The organism is Methylobacterium sp. CCH5-D2, assembly GCF_001556475.1.
In the GTDB taxonomy this organism is placed as follows: Bacteria; Pseudomonadota; Alphaproteobacteria; order Rhizobiales; family Beijerinckiaceae; genus Methylobacterium; species Methylobacterium hispanicum.
The window spans coordinates 1-21,071 of the sequence record NZ_LSIX01001032.1 but is presented as its reverse complement, the minus strand read 5'-3'; the positions used below and the strand labels follow the sequence as shown (position 1 = coordinate 21,071).

Below are 21,071 nucleotides of genomic sequence, written 5' to 3'. Positions count from 1 at the left end.
CGATGCTGTTGCGTGTGGGTTAGCCGCCGCAGCCGCCGATGGTGACCTTCACCTGGCGGACGTCGCTGAAGACCGAGCCGTCGTTCATGCGGGCGACCGCGATGACGTTCTGCGTCTCGGCAAGACGGATGCGCGTGTTCGCCTCGGCGACGCTCGACGGCGTGAAGTGGAAGCTGATGACGCCGGGGTTCGGATTGCCCTCGGCAACGATCATCACCTCCTCGACATAGCTCTCCGGCGTCATCGGCACGTCGACGCTCACCGTCATCGGTACGGTGTTGCCGTTCTCGGCGATCTCGGGGAGTTCGAGCTTGACCTTGCCCCTCACGGGCTCCTTGCCGCGGGTGAAGGCCTTGATGGCCTCATCGGTCGCAGGCTTCGCGGCCAGGGCCGGTCCAGCGCGGAAGGCGAAGGCGGTTGCCACGACGGCTCCGGTGCCGAAGGCCAGGGCTTGGCGGCGGTTCAATGCGGGGATCTTGGCAGAGGTCATGGGAAGCGGCTCCTTCAGCCCGCGAGATCACTTCAGGGTCGTGAGGTAGGCGACGACGTCCTCGACCTGCTGCGCGGTCAGGATCGGCTTGCCCTGGAACTCGGGACGCACGCGATGAAGGCCCTCGATCCGGTAGAAGGCAGGCATCACGGTCGCCTCGGTGAAGACGTGCTTCGGGTTGACGACGATCATGCGCAGATGCGCCGCGTCCCACCGTTCGGCGACGCCGTCGAGGGAGGGTCCGATCTCGCCGTGAAAGGACTCGGTGCTCAGCGAAGAGACCTGATGGCAGCCGAGGCAGTTGCCCTGGCGGCGGTTCACCACGACCTTGGCGCCGGCCGCCGCATTCCCCGGCTTGTCGGTAAGCGGCTCGGGGATCGCGTCGCTGCCGTCGACGGCCACGACCTTGAACGGTGCAAGCCCGGTTGAAGCCGTCTCGGCTCCGGCGGCGGTCGCGAGGACGCAAAGTCCTGCGAGCGCAAAGGCTGTGATCGGCCTACGCATCTGGCGTTTCCTCGGTGCGCCGTCATTGCGGCGGGTGCGGTCGTTTCGAACCGCACGCACTGCCGATGGGCGAACCAATCGACATATGCGAATATTTGCAAGTTTGACGCTTATCGCTTTCGAGTCAAGCGTTAATCAGGAGGCCACCGATCATCGCGGCCGAACTGTTAGCCCCGCCGCGCCGCCTCCGGGGAGCGCAGGTAGTCCTGCAGGTTCGTACGCTCGTAGGCTCGCTCGGCCACGAAGGCGAAGGTTCGCCGGAACTCCTCAGGCGCGACATAACCCCGAAGGCGCAGGACCTCGCGCTGCTGAGGCGGCTTGTCCGCGAGCGTCGATTCTTCCGCCGGGAAAAACTGTATGCTCGGCGTGGAGTAGATCCCGTATTTCTCCGCGAAGCCCTTTTCGGAAAGGGTCTGCCCGTCAAAATCGGTGACTTCGCGCGAACCGATGAAGTTCAACTGCAGGATATCGAAACGCTCGCGGATATACGTGCTCGTCGCCCGATCCGCGAAGTTCACGAGGTGGATCTGCTTGCAGTAGGGACAGCCCTTCAACTCCCAAAGGACGGCAAGACGTTTGCCGTGGTCCCGGGCCGCCCTCAGATCGTCCGACAGGTCGAGGAAGCTTTCGAGGAACCAGGGCTCCCGGTAGAGACCGTCATCGCCCTGGATCGCCTGGGCCATGGCTTTGGAAGGCAGGCCAAGCGCGAGGGCACCCGCAAGGAACCGGCGCCGGGTCGACATGACGTCCCCTCCAAATATTCTTGTTCGTGCATGTGTAGTGCGAATTTCCCGCATCTGGCAATCCGTTGCCCCTGATACCCGCTGCTGCTGTGGCTTTGAGAGGAGGCGAGGTGAAGGGGCGATTGAGTCCGCTGTTCCGGGGCCAATCACAATCCCGGCGGCCACGTCGCTTCCACTCGAACACATTCGATTTTTGCTATATCAAAGTGATGGTCTTGAGCTTGGGAAGGTCGATGCGGGAAACGAGGCGGGCAGTCATGGCGGGGGCTTGGGGGGGCGCCCTATGGCCTTGCTCCGTCGAGGCCGCCGAAATGGTCAAATTCGAGCGGCGCGGCTGCCCGTGGTGCAAGGTGTGGGACAAGGAGATCGGGCCGATCTATCCGAAGACGGATATCGGGAAGCGGGCGCCGTTGCGCCGTGTCGATCTCGACGCAGGCATCCCTCCCGGACTCACGCTCAAGCGCCCGATCCTCTACACACCGACATTCGTCCTCATCGAAGGCGGCGCCGAGGTCGACCGGATCGAGGGCTATCCGGGCGAGGAGTTTTTCTGGGGGCGGGCCGAGCGGTTGCTGAAACAGCTACCGGCTTCCCCGTGACGGGTTTTAGACGGCAAGGAAAAGGGTGAGATGATGCCGTTGCAGCAAGCGCAGCCGGTGACGAGCGCCGAGGCCCCGGGCAGCCTCGACCTGGAACTGTTGCTGGCCAATGCACGTGATGCCAGCGAGCTGCTGAAGGCTCTCGGCCACGAGGCGCGCCTTGTTATCCTTTGCCTGTTGGTCGAGGGCGAGCGCTCAGTCTCGGAACTGGAGCAACTGCTGAACCTGCGCCAGCCCGCCGTGTCCCAGCAGTTGGCGCGGTTGCGGGCCGACGATCTCGTCGAGGCCCGCCGCGACGGCAAGAACATCTACTATGCGCTGGCCCGGCCCGAGGTTCGCGAAATCATCGCTGCCTTGCACCGCGCCTTCTGCAACGGACGTACGCCGTAACCTTTGAAGCCCCTCACGTATGTCGGTCTACGAGAAAGTAGAGACCCGCTCGGGCTCCGACGAGGATCGCGCCGAGGGCGAGCATCGAGCCGACCGACAGCGTCGAGAGACCGCTCAACCCCTGGCCGATGGTGCAGCCGAGGGCAGTGACGCCGCCCGTGCCCATTAGGAACGCGCCGAGAAGGTGGCGCTTCACCTCCCGGGCATCGTCGGGCGCTTCCCAATAGAATTCGCCCGCTTGGCGTGCCGACGCGAAAGATCCGACCAGGACGCCGAAGACCGAGGCCACGCCGAAATCGATCTTCGTGCCGCTCGCGAGCATGGCGTAGAGCAACGTATCGCCGACAGGTCGAGCGAAGCTGAAGGAGCCGACCGCCTGGGTCTCGAACTCGTCGAAGCCCGCGCTTCCGTTGGCCCACCATCCGGCGACGATCACACATCCGATCACGATAGCGCCGACCAGCAGCCGCTTCGTCTCCCGGAAGGCGCCGCTCGTGAGCGCCGCGATACAGAAGCCGACGCCTACCACGACGCTCACGACAATGCGGCCCGCCTGATCGAGCCGCAGGAGAGCGCCGAGGCGCTGGCTTCCGAGATCGACGCTTAACGGCTCAGTAATCGTCACGCGCATGAGCGCCGTCACGCCGCTGATTGCCATATAGGCTGAGAGGCCGAGCACAAGCAGGACGAGGAGGGCTCGTAGGTCTCCCCCGCCGAGCCGAATGAGAGCCCCAAAGCTACAGGTCCCTACGAGCGCCATCCCAAAGCCGAACATCGCCCCGCCGAGGATCATCGCGCCCCATTCCAAGCGCGGCCCCGTGTAGATCGACCGGGAGAGGTCGAGACCGGCAGCGGCTTCCAAAAGTTGGGTGCCGAGGATGGCGATGCCAATCGCCAGCAGCCAAGCACGCGCGCGGCGGGTGTCACGCGCGTAGACGGCATCCTCGATGGCGCCGAGCGTGCAGAAGCGACCCCGCCGTGCGACCGTGCCGAGCAGTGCTCCAAGGGCGAGGCCGAGCGCCGCCCGGAGAAGGTAAGCAGGCAGCGTGTCCAACATCAGCCTAGATTCGTTCACCCTTGAAAGGCCTTGTCAAACGGCCGTGTGAGAATCGTAGCGTCTCGTGACGCACAGCGACGGAACAGTCTGCGTCAGGCTGGCGACAAGTTGGCTCCGTGCGCGGCTCACCCGGCTCTTGACGGTCCCTACCTGGCAGCCGAGGCGGGCTGCCGCCTCTTCGTAGGTGAAGCCTTCGGCCCCCACGAGCAGCAGCGCCTGGCGTTGCGGGAGCGGCAGCGTCCCGATGAGGTTCATCACGGCCCCGAGCGCCACGACGTGGTCCTGGTCCGGTGCCGCCGTAAGCGTCGCGGCGTGCGCGCCCTCGGCGTCCTCGACCTCGCGCCTGGCCTTGCGCATCTCGGTGTAGAACTGGTTGCGCAGGATCGTGAAGCTCCAGGCCGTGAAGTTGGTGCCGGGCACGAACTTCTCCCGGTTGGCCCATGCCCGGACCATCATCTCCTGCACGAGGTCGTCGGCGCGGGCCGCATTCGCGCAGAGGGACATCGCGAACGTCCGAAGCATCGGCAGCGCCCGGAGGAGATCGTCGCGGAACGTGACCCCGAGACGCTCGCCGGATGCGACCAGCGACGCCTCGAACCGCTCGACGAGGAGCGAGAGCCTCTCCGGGATGGCCGCGTGCTCGGCAACCGAGAAGTAATCCCGCAACGGACCCGTAAGATGGGCAGCGATGCCCGCCTTGGAGCAATCGCCGCTGGGCAAAGCCGTTGGATCGGCGGCATGCGGGGTGTCGGTCACGGTCGGATGCCTTTTCGAGTGAGGGTAAGGTGCGACGACCGCACGATGCATTCGTTGTGATGCGGAACCCCGAGCTTGACCGCCCGAACGGTCCTCAGGCGGGGTCGACCGAGGCCCCCGCCTTGACCAGTGCCGGAAAGCCCCCGGCAACGTGGGCGACCGGTCCGAGGCCCATGTCGTTGAGCACCTTGGCGGCCAGGGCCGACCGGTTGCCGGAGGCGCAGTAGAGTACCAGGCGCCTACCGCCGCCGAGCTCGGCCTTGTGGGTCGGGCTCTCCGGGTCGGCCTGGAACTCCAGGAAGCCGCGGGGCACATGGACCGCGCCGGCGATCCTGCCGGTCTTGGCCAATTCCTCGCCTTCGCGCACGTCGACGAGCATCGTGTCGGGCTGGCCGAGGCGTGCGAGCGCCTCCTCGGCCGACAGGGTCTCAACCTCGCGGTTGGCTTCCGCCACCAAATCCTTCGCGCTTCTCATGGTCATGGCTTCCTCCGTCACTCGCCCCAGGCCGCGCCGTCGAGGGCGTCCAGCGGGATCTTCAGGTAACGCTTGCCGTTCGCCTCGGGCTCGGGCAGGCGGCCGCCTCGGATGTTCACCTGCAGGGAATGCAGGATGAGCTTGGGCATCGGCAGTTCGCGGTCGCGTGCCTCGCGCATGCGGACGAACGCCTCCTCGGTCGGGGCCTCGACGAGGTGCGGGTTCTCGGCCCGCTGCCGGGCGACCGTGCTCTCCCAGGCCGCCTCGCGCCCGCCCGGGCGGTAATCGTGCCCAGTGAACAGCCGTGTCTCGTCCGGCAGGGCCATGATGCGCTGGATGCTGCGCCAGAGCGCGTGCGCGCTGCCGCCTGGGAAGTCGGCCCGCGCCGAGCCGCTGTCGGGCATGAACAGCGTGTCGTGGATGAAGGCGGCGTCGCCGATCCGGTAGGCGATGGAGGCCATGGTGTGGCCGGGCGTGAACATCACCTCGACGTCGAGGTCGCCGATCCGGAAGCGCTCGCCGTCGGCGAAGAGCCGCGACCACTGCGAACCGTCCGTCCGGAACGTGTCGGGCAGGTTGTAGAGCCCCTTCCAAAGCCGCTGCACGTCGACGACCTTCTCGCCGATGGCGGTCGGGACGCCGGTCTTGTCGTGCAGGTAGCCGGCCGCCGAAAAGTGGTCGGCGTGCGGATGGGTGTCGAGGATCCACTCCAGCTCGTAGCCCTCGCGCTCGATGTGGGCGAGCAGGGCATCGGCGGAGCGGGTCGCGGTCGCGCCGGACTTCGGATCGAAGTCGAGCACCGGGTCGATGATGGCGCAGCGCTTCGTCCCGGGATCGGCGACGACGTACTGGATGCTGCCGGTCGGCTCGTCATGGAAGCCGGTCACGATGGGACGCCCGCGCAGGGCTGCGATGGTCTGGTCCGACATGAAACGCCTCCTTTTTCGGGTTCAGGTGTTGGCGCCGAGGAGCGGCAGGGCTCCGCGGGCGACGACGTACAGGCCGACCAGGATGACGAGGCCGGCGAAGGTGACGGTCAGGGCTCGCTTGCGCCCGGCGAGCCTCTGGCCGAGGCGCGTGCCGGCGAGGCCGCCGAGCACGCCTCCCAGGATGAACAGGCCGGCCAACGGCCAGTCGATCAGGCCGGAGGCGGCGTAGCTCGCGGCGGTCGCCGCCCCGAAGGCGCTGACCGCGACCAGCGAGGTGCCGATGGCCATCGGCACCTCGCTGGTCGCGGTCAGCGCCTTCGGGGCGGCGACCGCCGCGAGCTACGCCGCCTCCGGCCTGATCGACTGGCCGTTGGCCGGCCTGTTCATCCTGGGAGGCGTGCTCGGCGGCCTCGCCGGCACGCGCCTCGGCCAGAGGCTCGCCGGGCGCAAGCGAGCCCTGACCGTCACCTTCGCCGGCCTCGTCATCCTGGTCGGCCTGTACGTCGTCGCCCGCGGAGCCCTGCCGCTCCTCGGCGCCAACACCTGAACCCGAAAAAGGAGGCGTTTCATGTCGGACCAGACCATCGCAGCCCTGCGCGGGCGTCCCATCGTGACCGGCTTCCATGACGAGCCGACCGGCAGCATCCAGTACGTCGTCGCCGATCCCGGGACGAAGCGCTGCGCCATCATCGACCCGGTGCTCGACTTCGATCCGAAGTCCGGCGCGACCGCGACCCGCTCCGCCGATGCCCTGCTCGCCCACATCGAGCGCGAGGGCTACGAGCTGGAGTGGATCCTCGACACCCATCCGCACGCCGACCACTTTTCGGCGGCCGGCTACCTGCACGACAAGACCGGCGTCCCGACCGCCATCGGCGAGAAGGTCGTCGACGTGCAGCGGCTTTGGAAGGGGCTCTACAACCTGCCCGACACGTTCCGGACGGACGGTTCGCAGTGGTCGCGGCTCTTCGCCGACGGCGAGCGCTTCCGGATCGGCGACCTCGACGTCGAGGTGATGTTCACGCCCGGCCACACCATGGCCTCCATCGCCTACCGGATCGGCGACGCCGCCTTCATCCACGACACGCTGTTCATGCCCGACAGCGGCTCGGCGCGGGCCGACTTCCCAGGCGGCAGCGCGCACGCGCTCTGGCGCAGCATCCAGCGCATCATGGCCCTGCCGGACGAGACACGGCTGTTCACTGGGCACGATTACCGCCCGGGCGGGCGCGAGGCGGCCTGGGAGAGCACGGTCGCCCGGCAGCGGGCCGAGAACCCGCACCTCGTCGAGGCCCCGACCGAGGAGGCGTTCGTCCGCATGCGCGAGGCACGCGACCGCGAACTGCCGATGCCCAAGCTCATCCTGCATTCCCTGCAGGTGAACATCCGAGGCGGCCGCCTGCCCGAGCCCGAGGCGAACGGCAAGCGTTACCTGAAGATCCCGCTGGACGCCCTCGACGGCGCGGCCTGGGGCGAGTGACGGAGGAAGCCATGACCATGAGAAGCGCGAAGGATTTGGTGGCGGAAGCCAACCGCGAGGTTGAGACCCTGTCGGCCGAGGAGGCGCTCGCACGCCTCGGCCAGCCCGACACGATGCTCGTCGACGTGCGCGAAGGCGAGGAATTGGCCAAGACCGGCAGGATCGCCGGCGCGGTCCATGTGCCCCGCGGCTTCCTGGAGTTCCAGGCCGACCCGGAGAGCCCGACCCACAAGGCCGAGCTCGGCGGCGGTAGGCGCCTGGTACTCTACTGCGCCTCCGGCAACCGGTCGGCCCTGGCCGCCAAGGTGCTCAACGACATGGGCCTCGGACCGGTCGCCCACGTTGCCGGGGGCTTTCCGGCACTGGTCAAGGCGGGGGCCTCGGTCGACCCCGCCTGAGGACCGTTCGGGCGGTCAAGCTCGGGGTTCCGCATCACAACGAATGCATCGTGCGGTCGTCGCACCTTACCCTCACTCGAAAAGGCATCCGACCGTGACCGACACCCCGCATGCCGCCGATCCAACGGCTTTGCCCAGCGGCGATTGCTCCAAGGCGGGCATCGCTGCCCATCTTACGGGTCCGTTGCGGGATTACTTCTCGGTTGCCGAGCACGCGGCCATCCCGGAGAGGCTCTCGCTCCTCGTCGAGCGGTTCGAGGCGTCGCTGGTCGCATCCGGCGAGCGTCTCGGGGTCACGTTCCGCGACGATCTCCTCCGGGCGCTGCCGATGCTTCGGACGTTCGCGATGTCCCTCTGCGCGAATGCGGCCCGCGCCGACGACCTCGTGCAGGAGATGATGGTCCGGGCATGGGCCAACCGGGAGAAGTTCGTGCCCGGCACCAACTTCACGGCCTGGAGCTTCACGATCCTGCGCAACCAGTTCTACACCGAGATGCGCAAGGCCAGGCGCGAGGTCGAGGACGCCGAGGGCGCGCACGCCGCGACGCTTACGGCGGCACCGGACCAGGACCACGTCGTGGCGCTCGGGGCCGTGATGAACCTCATCGGGACGCTGCCGCTCCCGCAACGCCAGGCGCTGCTGCTCGTGGGGGCCGAAGGCTTCACCTACGAAGAGGCGGCAGCCCGCCTCGGCTGCCAGGTAGGGACCGTCAAGAGCCGGGTGAGCCGCGCACGGAGCCAACTTGTCGCCAGCCTGACGCAGACTGTTCCGTCGCTGTGCGTCACGAGACGCTACGATTCTCACACGGCCGTTTGACAAGGCCTTTCAAGGGTGAACGAATCTAGGCTGATGTTGGACACGCTGCCTGCTTACCTTCTCCGGGCGGCGCTCGGCCTCGCCCTTGGAGCACTGCTCGGCACGGTCGCACGGCGGGGTCGCTTCTGCACGCTCGGCGCCATCGAGGATGCCGTCTACGCGCGTGACACCCGCCGCGCGCGTGCTTGGCTGCTGGCGATTGGCATCGCCATCCTCGGCACCCAACTTTTGGAAGCCGCTGCCGGTCTCGACCTCTCCCGGTCGATCTACACGGGGCCGCGCTTGGAATGGGGCGCGATGATCCTCGGCGGGGCGATGTTCGGCTTTGGGATGGCGCTCGTAGGGACCTGTAGCTTTGGGGCTCTCATTCGGCTCGGCGGGGGAGACCTACGAGCCCTCCTCGTCCTGCTTGTGCTCGGCCTCTCAGCCTATATGGCAATCAGCGGCGTGACGGCGCTCATGCGCGTGACGATTACTGAGCCGTTAAGCGTCGATCTCGGAAGCCAGCGCCTCGGCGCTCTCCTGCGGCTCGATCAGGCGGGCCGCATTGTCGTGAGCGTCGTGGTAGGCGTCGGCTTCTGTATCGCGGCGCTCACGAGCGGCGCCTTCCGGGAGACGAAGCGGCTGCTGGTCGGCGCTATCGTGATCGGATGTGTGATCGTCGCCGGATGGTGGGCCAACGGAAGCGCGGGCTTCGACGAGTTCGAGACCCAGGCGGTCGGCTCCTTCAGCTTCGCTCGACCTGTCGGCGATACGTTGCTCTACGCCATGCTCGCGAGCGGCACGAAGATCGATTTCGGCGTGGCCTCGGTCTTCGGCGTCCTGGTCGGATCTTTCGCGTCGGCACGCCAAGCGGGCGAATTCTATTGGGAAGCGCCCGACGATGCCCGGGAGGTGAAGCGCCACCTTCTCGGCGCGTTCCTAATGGGCACGGGCGGCGTCACTGCCCTCGGCTGCACCATCGGCCAGGGGTTGAGCGGTCTCTCGACGCTGTCGGTCGGCTCGATGCTCGCCCTCGGCGCGATCCTCGTCGGAGCCCGAGCGGGTCTCTACTTTCTCGTAGACCGACATACGTGAGGGGCTTCAAAGGTTACGGCGTACGTCCGTTGCAGAAGGCGCGGTGCAAGGCAGCGATGATTTCGCGAACCTCGGGCCGGGCCAGCGCATAGTAGATGTTCTTGCCGTCGCGGCGGGCCTCGACGAGATCGTCGGCCCGCAACCGCGCCAACTGCTGGGACACGGCGGGCTGGCGCAGGTTCAGCAGTTGCTCCAGTTCCGAGACTGAGCGCTCGCCCTCGACCAACAGGCAAAGGATAACAAGGCGCGCCTCGTGGCCGAGAGCCTTCAGCAGCTCGCTGGCATCACGTGCATTGGCCAGCAACAGTTCCAGGTCGAGGCTGCCCGGGGCCTCGGCGCTCGTCACCGGCTGCGCTTGCTGCAACGGCATCATCTCACCCTTTTCCTTGCCGTCTAAAACCCGTCACGGGGAAGCCGGTAGCTGTTTCAGCAACCGCTCGGCCCGCCCCCAGAAAAACTCCTCGCCCGGATAGCCCTCGATCCGGTCGACCTCGGCGCCGCCTTCGATGAGGACGAATGTCGGTGTGTAGAGGATCGGGCGCTTGAGCGTGAGTCCGGGAGGGATGCCTGCGTCGAGATCGACACGGCGCAACGGCGCCCGCTTCCCGATATCCGTCTTCGGATAGATCGGCCCGATCTCCTTGTCCCACACCTTGCACCACGGGCAGCCGCGCCGCTCGAATTTGACCATTTCGGCGGCCTCGACGGAGCAAGGCCATAGGGCGCCCCCCCAAGCCCCCGCCATGACTGCCCGCCTCGTTTCCCGCATCGACCTTCCCAAGCTCAAGACCATCACTTTGATATAGCAAAAATCGAATGTGTTCGAGTGGAAGCGACGTGGCCGCCGGGATTGTGATTGGCCCCGGAACAGCGGACTCAATCGCCCCTTCACCTCGCCTCCTCTCAAAGCCACAGCAGCAGCGGGTATCAGGGGCAACGGATTGCCAGATGCGGGAAATTCGCACTACACATGCACGAACAAGAATATTTGGAGGGGACGTCATGTCGACCCGGCGCCGGTTCCTTGCGGGTGCCCTCGCGCTTGGCCTGCCTTCCAAAGCCATGGCCCAGGCGATCCAGGGCGATGACGGTCTCTACCGGGAGCCCTGGTTCCTCGAAAGCTTCCTCGACCTGTCGGACGATCTGAGGGCGGCCCGGGACCACGGCAAACGTCTTGCCGTCCTTTGGGAGTTGAAGGGCTGTCCCTACTGCAAGCAGATCCACCTCGTGAACTTCGCGGATCGGGCGACGAGCACGTATATCCGCGAGCGTTTCGATATCCTGCAGTTGAACTTCATCGGTTCGCGCGAAGTCACCGATTTTGACGGGCAGACCCTTTCCGAAAAGGGCTTCGCGGAGAAATACGGGATCTACTCCACGCCGAGCATACAGTTTTTCCCGGCGGAAGAATCGACGCTCGCGGACAAGCCGCCTCAGCAGCGCGAGGTCCTGCGCCTTCGGGGTTATGTCGCGCCTGAGGAGTTCCGGCGAACCTTCGCCTTCGTGGCCGAGCGAGCCTACGAGCGTACGAACCTGCAGGACTACCTGCGCTCCCCGGAGGCGGCGCGGCGGGGCTAACAGTTCGGCCGCGATGATCGGTGGCCTCCTGATTAACGCTTGACTCGAAAGCGATAAGCGTCAAACTTGCAAATATTCGCATATGTCGATTGGTTCGCCCATCGGCAGTGCGTGCGGTTCGAAACGACCGCACCCGCCGCAATGACGGCGCACCGAGGAAACGCCAGATGCGTAGGCCGATCACAGCCTTTGCGCTCGCAGGACTTTGCGTCCTCGCGACCGCCGCCGGAGCCGAGACGGCTTCAACCGGGCTTGCACCGTTCAAGGTCGTGGCCGTCGACGGCAGCGACGCGATCCCCGAGCCGCTTACCGACAAGCCGGGGAATGCGGCGGCCGGCGCCAAGGTCGTGGTGAACCGCCGCCAGGGCAACTGCCTCGGCTGCCATCAGGTCTCTTCGCTGAGCACCGAGTCCTTTCACGGCGAGATCGGACCCTCCCTCGACGGCGTCGCCGAACGGTGGGACGCGGCGCATCTGCGCATGATCGTCGTCAACCCGAAGCACGTCTTCACCGAGGCGACCGTGATGCCTGCCTTCTACCGGATCGAGGGCCTTCATCGCGTGCGTCCCGAGTTCCAGGGCAAGCCGATCCTGACCGCGCAGCAGGTCGAGGACGTCGTCGCCTACCTCACGACCCTGAAGTGATCTCGCGGGCTGAAGGAGCCGCTTCCCATGACCTCTGCCAAGATCCCCGCATTGAACCGCCGCCAAGCCCTGGCCTTCGGCACCGGAGCCGTCGTGGCAACCGCCTTCGCCTTCCGCGCTGGACCGGCCCTGGCCGCGAAGCCTGCGACCGATGAGGCCATCAAGGCCTTCACCCGCGGCAAGGAGCCCGTGAGGGGCAAGGTCAAGCTCGAACTCCCCGAGATCGCCGAGAACGGCAACACCGTACCGATGACGGTGAGCGTCGACGTGCCGATGACGCCGGAGAGCTATGTCGAGGAGGTGATGATCGTTGCCGAGGGCAATCCGAACCCCGGCGTCATCAGCTTCCACTTCACGCCGTCGAGCGTCGCCGAGGCGAACACGCGCATCCGTCTTGCCGAGACGCAGAACGTCATCGCGGTCGCCCGCATGAACGACGGCTCGGTCTTCAGCGACGTCCGCCAGGTGAAGGTCACCATCGGCGGCTGCGGCGGCTAACCCACACGCAACAGCATCGAACGAGGACGGGAGGACCACATGGCCGACGTGAAGCCGCGGATCAAACTGGACAAGAAGGATGTCGCAAAGGGAGACATCATCGAGGTGAAGACGCTCGTCTCACACACGATGGAATCCGGCCAGCGCAAGGACAAGGACGGGAAGACGATCCCGCGCAAGATCCTGAATAAGTTCACCTGCGACCTGAATGGCAAGACGATCTTCAGCGCCGACATAGAGAGCGCGGTCTCCGCCAACCCCTACTTCCAGTTCAAGATCAGACCCGAGGAAACCGGCACGCTGACCTTCACTTGGATCGATGACGACGGGTCGAAGACCCAGGCCACCGAGCAGATCAAGGTCGCCTGACGCGCGCCCGGGGCCGATTGCCCCGGAGCGCCTCCCCCGCCGCGCCGGAGCCCTCGCAATGGTCCGCCCCATTCCCTTTGCCGTCACCGCGCTCGCGCTCGTCGCGCTGGCCGTCGCACCCCATGCGCAGGACATGCCCTCCGCGCCCGCCGCTAAGGAAGGGTCCGAGCGTCCGGCCTGGCAGGCGCACGGCCTCAAGGTCCAGAACCCGAATTCCCCGTTTGATGAAGTTGTCTCCGGCCTGTATTTCCGCTCCAAGGAAACGCAGGACATGCAGGCCGACGACTTCAACAATCCGGGCTTCCTCGCCGTGGAGCAGGGAGAGGAACTCTGGTCGAAGGTCGATGGCGCGGCGGGAAAGTCCTGTGCGAGCTGCCACAACGAGGCATCGACCTCGATGAAGGGCGTCGCGGCGGCCTATCCGAAGTGGAACGAGAAGCTCGGCAAGCCGGTCAATCTGGAGCAGCGGATCAACATCTGCCGCAGCGGCGCCCTGAAAGCCGAGCCCTGGGCCTTCGGCTCGTCCGAACTTACGGCCATGACCACCTACGTCCGTAACCAGTCCCGCGGGATGCCGGTCGCCGTGAAGGTGGACGGGCCCATGACGCCCTGGTTCGAGCGAGGACAATCGCTCTACTACCAGCGGAACGGCCAACTCGATCTCGCTTGCGCGAGCTGCCACGAGAAGAACCACGGCAAGTATCTCCGGGCCGACTTCCTCAGCCAGGGGCAGAGCAACGGATTCCCCGTCTACCGCCTGCGCGACCAGCGGCTGGTGCCGCTCCACGAGCGCATGGAAGGTTGCATGCAGGACGTCCGGGCCACGCCGTTCAAGCCGCTCTCCGACGAGTTCCTCGCCCTGGAGACCTACGTCGCGTGGCGCGGCCTCGGCCTTCCGGTCGAGACGCCCGCCGTGCGCAACTGAGGGCCTGATCCTGCCATGACCTCACGCCGCGACTTCCTGCAGATCGCCGCCGCCACCGCGGCCCTGGTGCCGACGGGCTGGACCCGCGCCTTCGCCCAGCAGCGCCTGACCCAGGACGACCTCCTGGCCTTCGAGCCGATGGGCAACGTCACCCTGGTCCATCTCACCGACATCCACGCGCAGTTGCGGCCCGTGCTGTTCCGCGAGCCCTCGACCAACCTCGGGATGGGCGAGGCGCGCGGTCAGGTCCCCCACGTCACCGGACGCGCCTACCTCGACCTCTACGGCATCCCCGGCGGCTCGCCGCTGGCCTATGCGCTCACGCCGGAGGACTACGTCGCGCTGGCCCGCAGCTATGGCCGGATGGGCGGCCTCGACCGGATCGCCACGGTGCTCGACGCGATCCGCGCCGAGCGAGGCGACAAGGTGCTGTTCCTGGACGGCGGCGACACTTGGCAGAACAGCTACACCTCGATGGTGAGCAAGGGCCAGGACATGGTCGACTGCATGGCGCTGCTGAAGCCCGACGCCATGACGGGCCACTGGGAGTTCACCCTCGGCACCGAACGGGTTAAGGAGATCGTGGACGGGCTCGGCTGCCCGTTCCTGGGCCAGAACGTTCGCGACGCCGAATGGAACGAGCCGGCCTTCGAGGCCACGAAGATGTTCGAGCGCGGCGGCGCGAAGGTCGCGGTGATCGGGCAGGCCTTTCCCTACACGCCCATCGCCAACCCTCGCTGGATGATCCCCGGCTGGTCCTTCGGCATCCGCGAGGAGGACGTGCAAGCGAGCGTCGACAAGGCCCGGAAGGAGGGCGCCGACCTCGTCGTGCTGCTCTCCCACAACGGCTTCGACGTGGACCGCAAGCTCGCCTCGCGGGTGAAGGGAATCGACGTCGTACTCACCGGACACACGCACGACGCGCTGCCTCAGGCGGTAAAGGTCGGCAACACCCTACTCATCGCCTCGGGCAGCCACGGCAAGTTCCTCACCCGCGTCGACCTCGACGTGCGGGACGGGGCCGTGAAGGGCTACCGTTCGAAGCTCATCCCGATCTTCTCCGATATCATCGCCCCAGAGAAGACGATGGCGGCCAAGATCCGGTCGATCCGTGCGCCCCACGAGGCGATGCTGAAGGAGGAACTCGGCCGGACCGAGGCCCTGCTCTACCGGCGGGGCAACTTCAACGGCACGCTCGACGACATGATCTGCGATGCGCTCCTGTCCGAGCGAGAGGCTGAGATTGCCCTCTCGCCCGGCTTCCGCTGGGGCACGACCCTCCTGCCCGGCCAGTCGATAACCCGCGAGGACGTCTACAACGCCACCGCCATCACCTACCCGGCGGCTTATCGGATGCCGATGACCGGCGCCCGGCTGAAGGAGGTGCTGGAGGACGTGGCCGACAACCTCTTCAACGCCGATCCGTACTACCAGCAAGGTGGCGACATGGTGCGGGTGGGCGGCGTGTCCTACGCCATCGACGTCGCTCGCCCGGCCGGCAGCCGCATCTCAGACCTCACCCTCCTGCGCACCGGCAAACCCATCGAGGCTGGCACCAGCTACACCGTGGCAGGATGGGCGAGCGTCAACGAGGGCACCGACGGCCCGCCGATCTGGGACGTCGTCTCCTCGCACATCAAGGCCAAGGGAACGGTGAACCCGACGCCCGCGCAGGTCACCGTCCGTGGCGCCTAGTCGTCTCCAATATATTCACACATTGCTATACTTGAAACAGTTCGGAGAGGCCGATGTCTGAACCGAAGCCGCGCCCCGATCCGTCCGGGCCAACCTCTCGAAGATCCTTCCTGCGCACCGGCCTCGCCCTCGGCGGAGCGGTCGGCACGGGGGCTTTTGCGGGCCGCGCAGCCGCCGCGCCGGACGCGAAGAACCTTCCGCCGAGCGTACCGGAATGGTCGCAGTCGCTCGGTGAGGGTGTCGTCAGCCGGCCCTACGGCCGCCCGTCGAAGTTCGAGGTGGACGTGATCCGCCGCGACGTCGAATGGCTGACCGCCTCGCGCCAGAGTTCGGTCAGCTTCACGCCGCTGCACCAGCTGGAGGGAATCATCACCCCGAACGGCCTGGGCTTCGAGCGCCACCATGGCGGCATCGCCGAGATCGATCCGTCCGAGCATCGGTTGATGATCCACGGCCTCGTCGAGAAGCCGCTGATGCTGACGCTGGAGGACATCAAGCGCTTCCCCCGCGTCAACCGGATCGCGTTCCTCGAATGCGCGGCCAATTCCGGCATGGAGTGGAAGGGCGCGCAGCTCAACGGCTGTCAGTTCACCCACGGCATGATCCACTGCGTCATGTACACGGGCGTCCCGCTCAAGCGCTTGCTCGAAGAAGCCGGTCTCAAGACCAACGCCAAGTGGCTGTTGCCGGAGGGCGCCGACGCCGCGGCGATGACCCGCTCCGTGCCGATCGAGAAAGCGTTCGACGACGCCATCGTCGCCTACGCCATGAACGGAGAGGCGCTCTATCCCGAGCACGGCTATCCGCTCCGCCTCGTCCTGCCGGGATGGCAAGGCAACATGTGGGTGAAGTGGCTGCGCCGGATCAAGGTCGGCGACGAGCCCTGGCACACCCGCGAGGAGACGTCGAAGTACACGGCACTCATGCCGGACGGTCAGGCGCGGCGCTTCACCTGGGCCATGGACGCGAAGTCCGTCATCACCAATCCGAGTCCGCAGGCGCCCATCCACGGTAAGGGCTTCACCGTGCTTTCGGGCTTGGCGTGGTCGGGGCGGGGCGCGATCAAGGGCGTGGACGTCTCGCTCGATGGCGGCCGCAACTGGCGGGCCGCGCGGCTCGACGGGCCGGTCCTCGATAAGGCGCTGACGCGTTTCTATTATGAGTTCGACTGGAACGGCGATCCGCTGCTGATCCAGTCCCGCGCCATGGACGAGACCGGCTACGTCCAGCCGACCAAGGCGGCCCTGCGCCAACACCGCGGCCTGAACTCGATCTACCACAACAACGGCATCCAGACCTGGCACGTGCTGCCCAGCGGGGAGATCGAGAATGTCGAGGTCGCGTAACCGTCTTTCGGCCGCCCTTGCGACCGTCCTCCTCGCGGCCACGCCGGTGGCGGCGGAGCGTCTGAACATCGGCCGCGTCGCGACGCCGGAGGAGATCAAGGGCTGGGACATTGACGTGCGGCCGGACGGCCAGGGGCTTCCTGTCGGCAAGGGAACCGCGGCGCTCGGCGAGACGGTCTTCCAGGAGCGCTGCGCCAGCTGCCATGGCGAGTTCGGCGAGGGCGCGGGACGGTGGCCGGAGCTCGCCGGTGGGTCCGGCACGTTGAAGTCCGACAGTCCGGTTAAGACCATCGGGTCCTACTGGCCCTACGCCTCGACCGTCTTCGATTTCATTCACCGGGCAATGCCGTTCGGCGCGGCACAGACCCTCACGCCGGACGAGACATACTCGGTCACCGCCTATCTCCTCTATCTCAACGACATTCTGAAGGATCAGGACTTCGAGCTGAACGAGAAGAACCTCGCCAGCATCCGCCTGCCTAACGAGAAAAACTTCTTCATGGACGACCGCGAGACGGCGGAGAAGGAGTTCTGGACGGCCAAGCCCTGCATGACGAACTGCCTGCCGAAGGAAGCGTCCATCACGAGCCGCGCTCGCATCCTCGACGTGACGCCAGACAAGGCTGCCGAACCCGCGAAGAAGGCCCCGCCGGTCCAATGACGAGCCGTCCCAACTCCGCGGGAACGCGCTGCGACAGGCGGTTGTTCTTGGGTGGCCTCGCAGCGGGCTTCGCGGGCGCGTGGCCCGTCCGCCGCGCTTCGGCGAACCAGACAGCGGCGCTCAGGGTCGGCGCCGCCTCCGTGGAGACGGCGAGCGACGGCACGCTGTCCTCCTCCCTCGCCTTCATGCTGCCCGACACGCCGCGCGCGGAAGTTGAAGCCGTCTTTAAGGCCGAGGGTCAGCCCGCGGAGGCCACCCCGATTCCGACGAACCCGAGCCTCGTTCGGATCGGCTCGGAAGTCATTCTGATCGATGCCGGCTCGGGCAACTCGTTCCAGCCCACGGCCGGCAAGCTCGGCGAGACGCTGGAGAGCCGGAACATCTCACGTGAGGCGATCACCCAGGTGGTGTTCACGCACGCCCATCCCGATCATCTCTGGGGCGCGGTCGATGATTTCGACGACAGCGAACGGTTTCCCAATGCCCGCTACGTCGTGCCGGCCGCGGAATGGGATTTCTGGACCCGCGAGGATGTCGAGACCCGCGTACCGGATTGGCTTAAGGGCCTCTCCGTAGGCTCGCGACGGACCCTGCGACGCCTTGAGGCGAAGGTGGAGCGCCGTAAGCCCGGCGAAAGCATCGCTCCCGGCCTCACCTACGTCGCGACGCCGGGGCATACGCCCGGTCACGCCTCCGTCCTTGTCGAAGCCGGTCGGGAGCAGGTACTGATCGGCGGGGATGCCTTGAGCCACGCGGTTGTGTCGTTCCGCCGCCCCGCCTGGGCCTTCGGAAGCGATCTCGACCGTGACCTCGCGGCGCGTACCCGCCTCACCCTGCTGGACCGCTTGGCGAATGAGCGGATGACGCTTGTCGGCTTTCACCTCCCGAGCTCAGGCGTCGGACGTGTCGAGCGCGTTGGTGCGAGTTATCGCTTCGTACAAACCTGACGACACGATTTCGCAGGAATATTCCTGTCGGAACAGGACCGTTCGCGAACGGAGTGGACACGATGATGCTGTCGCGTAGGGGCGTGTCCGGACTGGCCGCGCTGATGGCTTGGCTCGTGGCGAGCAGGGCCTCGGCGACCCAATCGGCTGACCCCAAGACCCATCGGGTCGCACTGCAGGTCAGTTCTCGCGAGAACGGCGTGTTCGACCTCGCCCTCAACAACGCGGTCAATCTCGCACGCGAATACAGCAATCAGGCCGAGGAGCTTGAGGTCGAGATCGTTGCCTATGGGCCGGGTCTGCACATGCTGCGGGCCGACACATCGCCCGTGACGTCGAGGATCCACTCCATCACCGAGAGCGTGCCGGGAATCGTACTCTCGGCCTGCGGCAACACCATCAAAGCCATGGAGAAGGCAGAGGGGCACCCTCTGGAATTACTGCCACACGTCGGCATCGTTTCGGCTGGTGCAGTCCGTCTCGTGGCACTTCAGGAGGCAGGTTGGAGCTATCTCCGCGTTTGATCGCGCCGGGTCGCCGAAGGCTAGCCATTGGTTGGTCGCGAGACTGCCTCAGGGGTACATCGAGTGCACCGTTCACACATCCGCGTTTGGCGTAGTCCGCCTTCGGTCGCGCAGTAGCTGGTTCCTCGGCGCACACGACGCGCTCAAGGTTTTACAGGAACCGATGAATGCTCGGAATCGCCGTCCCCGCCGTGGCGCTGGCCATGGTCGTCGTCACGCCTGCCCTTGCGATTGAAGTGACGAAGAGCGTGATGGTGCCTGCATCGCCCGAAGCGGTCTGGAAGATGGTTGGCGGGTTTTGCGGCATCGGCAACTGGCACCTCGTCATCGAGAAGTGGGTGCTGTCTTAGAAAGGCGGCAGGCAGGAGTGAACATTGTCGATGAAGGGCAGTGACACCATCATGGAGGAAGAACAGTTCCGCGGCGACAAGAAGATAGACTACACATGCACGATAATCTCCCGCCCGCTGCCTGTGTAGAGCTATAAGTCCATGCTCATAGTGTAGAAGGACGGGAGCGGATCGAAGGTATCCTGGGCCGGAAACGTCAAGCCCAAGGGGGCCTTTGATGCTAAAGCCAAGGAGACAATTGCTGAAGTCTAGGAGGCGGGCCCGAGGGTCATCGCCGACAAGTCCCAGTAATCACGTCGGCAGGCGCAGAGATTTTGGGGCCGCTCTTTCGCACTTGGAGCGGGATCGGCCTAGATCAAAATCCGTCACCGTCGAGTAAGACGCGGATCACACCCAGGGCGTCGCCAACGTACTGCTACGCCCCGCAGCGACCTGACTGGGCGATCACATGGTGTTGCTTCGCGCCGAACCGTTCCTCTGACCTCCTATCTTCCAGGGCGACATCGAAGGGACGGTCGAGAATGCGACAGGTGAAGGTCAGGCTGATCGAGCCGGGGCTGCCGCCCCGGCGGACGCGCTTGAAAATTCCCGGTTGGGCGGGCGATCCGGAGCCCCGCACAGAAGGCTCGCAGGATTATGCCTGGCACTGCATCCCGCTCTTGGAAGCGGTCAAAGGCGGGATCGAGCTGTTCTACGCCTACGACGCCGAATTGGGCGTGAGCACCAGGGCCGCAAGACTGGTCTTTGAGGGAATTTCGCCGAGCCCGGCGGACCGGGACCGCAAAGGCCGCCGCTCTGGAGCTTCGGCGAGGCCTACTACGCCTATCGGATCCTCATCGACCTAAGGGTCGAGGAGAATTAGGTGATCAGGACCGAGATCCACCCACGCTTCTACACCGACTGGACCGGAACAGTGCCGGTCGCAATGCCGGCACTCATCCGGCACTGGGGGCCGACGATGTACTTCATGGTGTTCAAGGCCCCGGACGAAGGCCGCAGGCATATCTTCCGGAAGGACGAGCCGTTCATGCAGGTGTCCGTCGTCTCGGTTGAGGCCGATTTCGAGCTCATGGCGATGAACGAAGAGGAGGCGCCGAGCGCGAACTCCAATCGCGACGCATCTACCCCAGCCGCGAGACGCTGGCGGCGGACTCGCAGTGGACCTCGGCGACCCACACCGTGTTCGGCGGAACCTACCGGCGCATCCTAGGCGCCGCCAAGAGCCAGCGGTAAGGCTGGGCGGGGTGCGGAACCATCCACCCCGCCGCATCAGGCTCTGTACCCGTACGGCATGTCGCAGCAGTGATGGTGATGGTGGCGATGATAGTAGTATTGCGCCTGCTGTACCGTGGCCTCGCCCTAAGAGGCGGCAAGTAGCGGTTTGGCCTTCGCCGCGACCTCGTCCGGCTCCTTTAGGAGCGCCACAGCGTCGGGGATGGGCTTGGGCAGGTCGGCGTAGCTCTCGGCACGCATGGCCGCGGTTAGCACGGTCTGGGCAGGCATCGCGGCCTGTGCTGGGTCGGCGGCCGCGAGCAGGTTGACGGCCCCGATCAGGCAGCGACTGGCTTGTCCATCGACGGGAACCTCCCTTGAATGGCGCGGCCCGCCCCGGGAAAAGCGCGGACGGAAGCGCCGCCGGAAACACCACCTGCGGTAAAGCAGTTCCGGCTTGCCCAAGGCCAGGCAAGCACTTCTCCAACATGAGCATTGAAGTGCTTGCCGCCACTCGCTATTGTCGGTGCCGGCATTCGATGAAATTGATTTTAGTCAATTTCATTCACATCTTCAGTTGCTAAATGCAGCTCGACTACACACTGCA

General features: G+C 66.0%; 27 protein-coding genes and 2 pseudogenes. 19 read left to right on the top strand and 10 right to left on the bottom strand.

Features of this window, described 5'->3' with window-relative positions; translation table 11 throughout:
• Positions 1-19: 19 nt before the first annotated feature.
• From soxY (AX737_RS28190) to AX737_RS28180, 3 genes are all read right to left on the bottom strand, one after another.
• Complete coding sequence (soxY, locus tag AX737_RS28190) at positions 20-490, bottom strand: thiosulfate oxidation carrier protein SoxY (RefSeq protein WP_003597863.1); 471 nt, start codon at positions 488-490, stop codon at positions 20-22.
• A 27-nt stretch (positions 491-517) separates the two neighbouring features.
• Positions 518-994: a sulfur oxidation c-type cytochrome SoxX gene (gene soxX / locus AX737_RS28185; protein WP_003597865.1), complete on the bottom strand. Its 477-nt coding sequence runs from the start codon at positions 992-994 to the stop codon at positions 518-520.
• A 167-nt stretch (positions 995-1,161) separates the two neighbouring features.
• On the bottom strand, positions 1,162-1,737 hold the full coding sequence (locus AX737_RS28180; protein WP_003597867.1) for a thioredoxin family protein: 576 nt from the start codon (positions 1,735-1,737) through the stop codon (positions 1,162-1,164).
• Positions 1,738-2,048: 311 nt separating this feature from the next.
• On the opposite strand from AX737_RS28180, the gene AX737_RS28175 reads away from it, so the two are divergent.
• Positions 2,049-2,336, top strand: a complete 288-nt coding sequence (locus AX737_RS28175) for a SoxS protein (protein WP_012455890.1) — start codon at positions 2,049-2,051, stop codon at positions 2,334-2,336.
• 33 nt (positions 2,337-2,369) lie between these two features.
• Positions 2,370-2,726 carry a metalloregulator ArsR/SmtB family transcription factor gene (locus tag AX737_RS28170; RefSeq protein ID WP_026105494.1) on the top strand — a complete coding sequence of 119 codons (357 nt, stop codon included), beginning with the start codon at positions 2,370-2,372 and terminating at the stop codon, positions 2,724-2,726.
• A gap of 13 nt (positions 2,727-2,739) precedes the next feature.
• Here the strand turns inward: AX737_RS28170 and AX737_RS28165 are convergent, their stop codons facing one another.
• From AX737_RS28165 to AX737_RS28145, 5 genes and pseudogenes are all read right to left on the bottom strand, one after another.
• Entirely contained in the window at positions 2,740-3,783 is a 1,044-nt protein-coding gene (locus AX737_RS28165) for a YeeE/YedE family protein (RefSeq protein ID WP_012455889.1), read from the bottom strand.
• Between the two features lie 33 nt (positions 3,784-3,816).
• Complete coding sequence (locus tag AX737_RS28160; RefSeq protein WP_012455888.1) at positions 3,817-4,539, bottom strand: sigma-70 family RNA polymerase sigma factor; 723 nt, start codon at positions 4,537-4,539, stop codon at positions 3,817-3,819.
• 94 nt (positions 4,540-4,633) lie between these two features.
• A complete protein-coding gene (locus tag AX737_RS28155) occupies positions 4,634-5,020 on the bottom strand; it encodes a rhodanese-like domain-containing protein (protein WP_003597873.1) in 387 nt (128 codons plus the stop codon).
• 11 nt (positions 5,021-5,031) lie between these two features.
• Positions 5,032-5,943 (bottom strand): MBL fold metallo-hydrolase, encoded by a 912-nt coding sequence (locus AX737_RS28150; protein ID WP_003597874.1) that lies wholly within the window; start codon positions 5,941-5,943, stop codon positions 5,032-5,034.
• A gap of 21 nt (positions 5,944-5,964) precedes the next feature.
• Positions 5,965-6,249, bottom strand: a pseudogene (locus AX737_RS28145) (TSUP family transporter); the annotation flags it as partial.
• Between AX737_RS28145 and AX737_RS28140 the strand changes: the two are divergent.
• From AX737_RS28140 to AX737_RS28120, 5 genes and pseudogenes are all read left to right on the top strand, one after another.
• A pseudogene (locus AX737_RS28140) lies at positions 6,206-6,490 on the top strand (TSUP family transporter); the annotation flags it as partial. The pseudogenes AX737_RS28145 and AX737_RS28140 sit on opposite strands and share 44 nt — an antisense overlap.
• A gap of 21 nt (positions 6,491-6,511) precedes the next feature.
• Positions 6,512-7,423 (top strand): MBL fold metallo-hydrolase, encoded by a 912-nt coding sequence (locus AX737_RS28135; protein WP_003597874.1) that lies wholly within the window; start codon positions 6,512-6,514, stop codon positions 7,421-7,423.
• Positions 7,424-7,434: 11 nt separating this feature from the next.
• Positions 7,435-7,821: a rhodanese-like domain-containing protein gene (locus AX737_RS28130; RefSeq protein ID WP_003597873.1), complete on the top strand. Its 387-nt coding sequence runs from the start codon at positions 7,435-7,437 to the stop codon at positions 7,819-7,821.
• Positions 7,822-7,915: 94 nt separating this feature from the next.
• Complete coding sequence (locus AX737_RS28125; protein ID WP_012455888.1) at positions 7,916-8,638, top strand: sigma-70 family RNA polymerase sigma factor; 723 nt, start codon at positions 7,916-7,918, stop codon at positions 8,636-8,638.
• Between the two features lie 33 nt (positions 8,639-8,671).
• The gene (locus tag AX737_RS28120; RefSeq protein ID WP_012455889.1) at positions 8,672-9,715 is read left to right on the top strand and encodes a YeeE/YedE family protein; all 1,044 of its coding nucleotides are present in this window, start codon (positions 8,672-8,674) and stop codon (positions 9,713-9,715) included.
• A 13-nt stretch (positions 9,716-9,728) separates the two neighbouring features.
• On the opposite strand, the gene AX737_RS28115 is transcribed toward AX737_RS28120, so the two are convergent.
• Positions 9,729-10,085, bottom strand: coding sequence for a metalloregulator ArsR/SmtB family transcription factor (locus tag AX737_RS28115; protein ID WP_026105494.1), 357 nt, complete (start codon positions 10,083-10,085; stop codon positions 9,729-9,731).
• A gap of 33 nt (positions 10,086-10,118) precedes the next feature.
• Positions 10,119-10,406, bottom strand: a complete 288-nt coding sequence (locus AX737_RS28110) for a SoxS protein (RefSeq protein WP_012455890.1) — start codon at positions 10,404-10,406, stop codon at positions 10,119-10,121.
• Between the two features lie 311 nt (positions 10,407-10,717).
• Here AX737_RS28110 and AX737_RS28105 point away from each other — a divergent pair, with 311 nt between their 5' ends.
• From AX737_RS28105 to AX737_RS38475, 12 genes are all read left to right on the top strand, one after another.
• Positions 10,718-11,293 (top strand): thioredoxin family protein, encoded by a 576-nt coding sequence (locus AX737_RS28105; protein ID WP_003597867.1) that lies wholly within the window; start codon positions 10,718-10,720, stop codon positions 11,291-11,293.
• Between the two features lie 167 nt (positions 11,294-11,460).
• Positions 11,461-11,937 carry a sulfur oxidation c-type cytochrome SoxX gene (gene soxX / locus AX737_RS28100; protein ID WP_003597865.1) on the top strand — a complete coding sequence of 159 codons (477 nt, stop codon included), beginning with the start codon at positions 11,461-11,463 and terminating at the stop codon, positions 11,935-11,937.
• 27 nt (positions 11,938-11,964) lie between these two features.
• Positions 11,965-12,435 carry a thiosulfate oxidation carrier protein SoxY gene (gene soxY, locus AX737_RS28095; protein WP_003597863.1) on the top strand — a complete coding sequence of 157 codons (471 nt, stop codon included), beginning with the start codon at positions 11,965-11,967 and terminating at the stop codon, positions 12,433-12,435.
• 39 nt (positions 12,436-12,474) lie between these two features.
• The gene (gene soxZ, locus AX737_RS28090) at positions 12,475-12,804 is read left to right on the top strand and encodes a thiosulfate oxidation carrier complex protein SoxZ (RefSeq protein ID WP_003597861.1); all 330 of its coding nucleotides are present in this window, start codon (positions 12,475-12,477) and stop codon (positions 12,802-12,804) included.
• Positions 12,805-12,862: 58 nt separating this feature from the next.
• Complete coding sequence (soxA, locus tag AX737_RS28085; RefSeq protein ID WP_003597860.1) at positions 12,863-13,729, top strand: sulfur oxidation c-type cytochrome SoxA; 867 nt, start codon at positions 12,863-12,865, stop codon at positions 13,727-13,729.
• A 15-nt stretch (positions 13,730-13,744) separates the two neighbouring features.
• Positions 13,745-15,424 carry a thiosulfohydrolase SoxB gene (gene soxB, locus AX737_RS28080; protein ID WP_003597858.1) on the top strand — a complete coding sequence of 560 codons (1,680 nt, stop codon included), beginning with the start codon at positions 13,745-13,747 and terminating at the stop codon, positions 15,422-15,424.
• 53 nt (positions 15,425-15,477) lie between these two features.
• Complete coding sequence (soxC, locus tag AX737_RS28075; RefSeq protein ID WP_003597857.1) at positions 15,478-16,770, top strand: sulfite dehydrogenase; 1,293 nt, start codon at positions 15,478-15,480, stop codon at positions 16,768-16,770.
• Positions 16,754-17,431, top strand: a complete 678-nt coding sequence (locus tag AX737_RS28070; RefSeq protein ID WP_012455891.1) for a cytochrome c — start codon at positions 16,754-16,756, stop codon at positions 17,429-17,431. The genes soxC and AX737_RS28070 overlap by 17 nt, the downstream gene beginning before the upstream one ends.
• A 47-nt stretch (positions 17,432-17,478) precedes the next feature.
• Complete coding sequence (locus AX737_RS28065) at positions 17,479-18,378, top strand: MBL fold metallo-hydrolase (protein ID WP_231343949.1); 900 nt, start codon at positions 17,479-17,481, stop codon at positions 18,376-18,378.
• A 62-nt stretch (positions 18,379-18,440) separates the two neighbouring features.
• Positions 18,441-18,902 (top strand): hypothetical protein, encoded by a 462-nt coding sequence (locus tag AX737_RS28060; RefSeq protein WP_003597852.1) that lies wholly within the window; start codon positions 18,441-18,443, stop codon positions 18,900-18,902.
• A gap of 167 nt (positions 18,903-19,069) precedes the next feature.
• Positions 19,070-19,252: a hypothetical protein gene (locus tag AX737_RS28055; RefSeq protein WP_017484328.1), complete on the top strand. Its 183-nt coding sequence runs from the start codon at positions 19,070-19,072 to the stop codon at positions 19,250-19,252.
• An 862-nt stretch (positions 19,253-20,114) separates the two neighbouring features.
• Positions 20,115-20,462 (top strand): hypothetical protein, encoded by a 348-nt coding sequence (locus AX737_RS38475; protein ID WP_306423473.1) that lies wholly within the window; start codon positions 20,115-20,117, stop codon positions 20,460-20,462.
• The last annotated feature ends 609 nt before the right edge of the window (positions 20,463-21,071 follow it).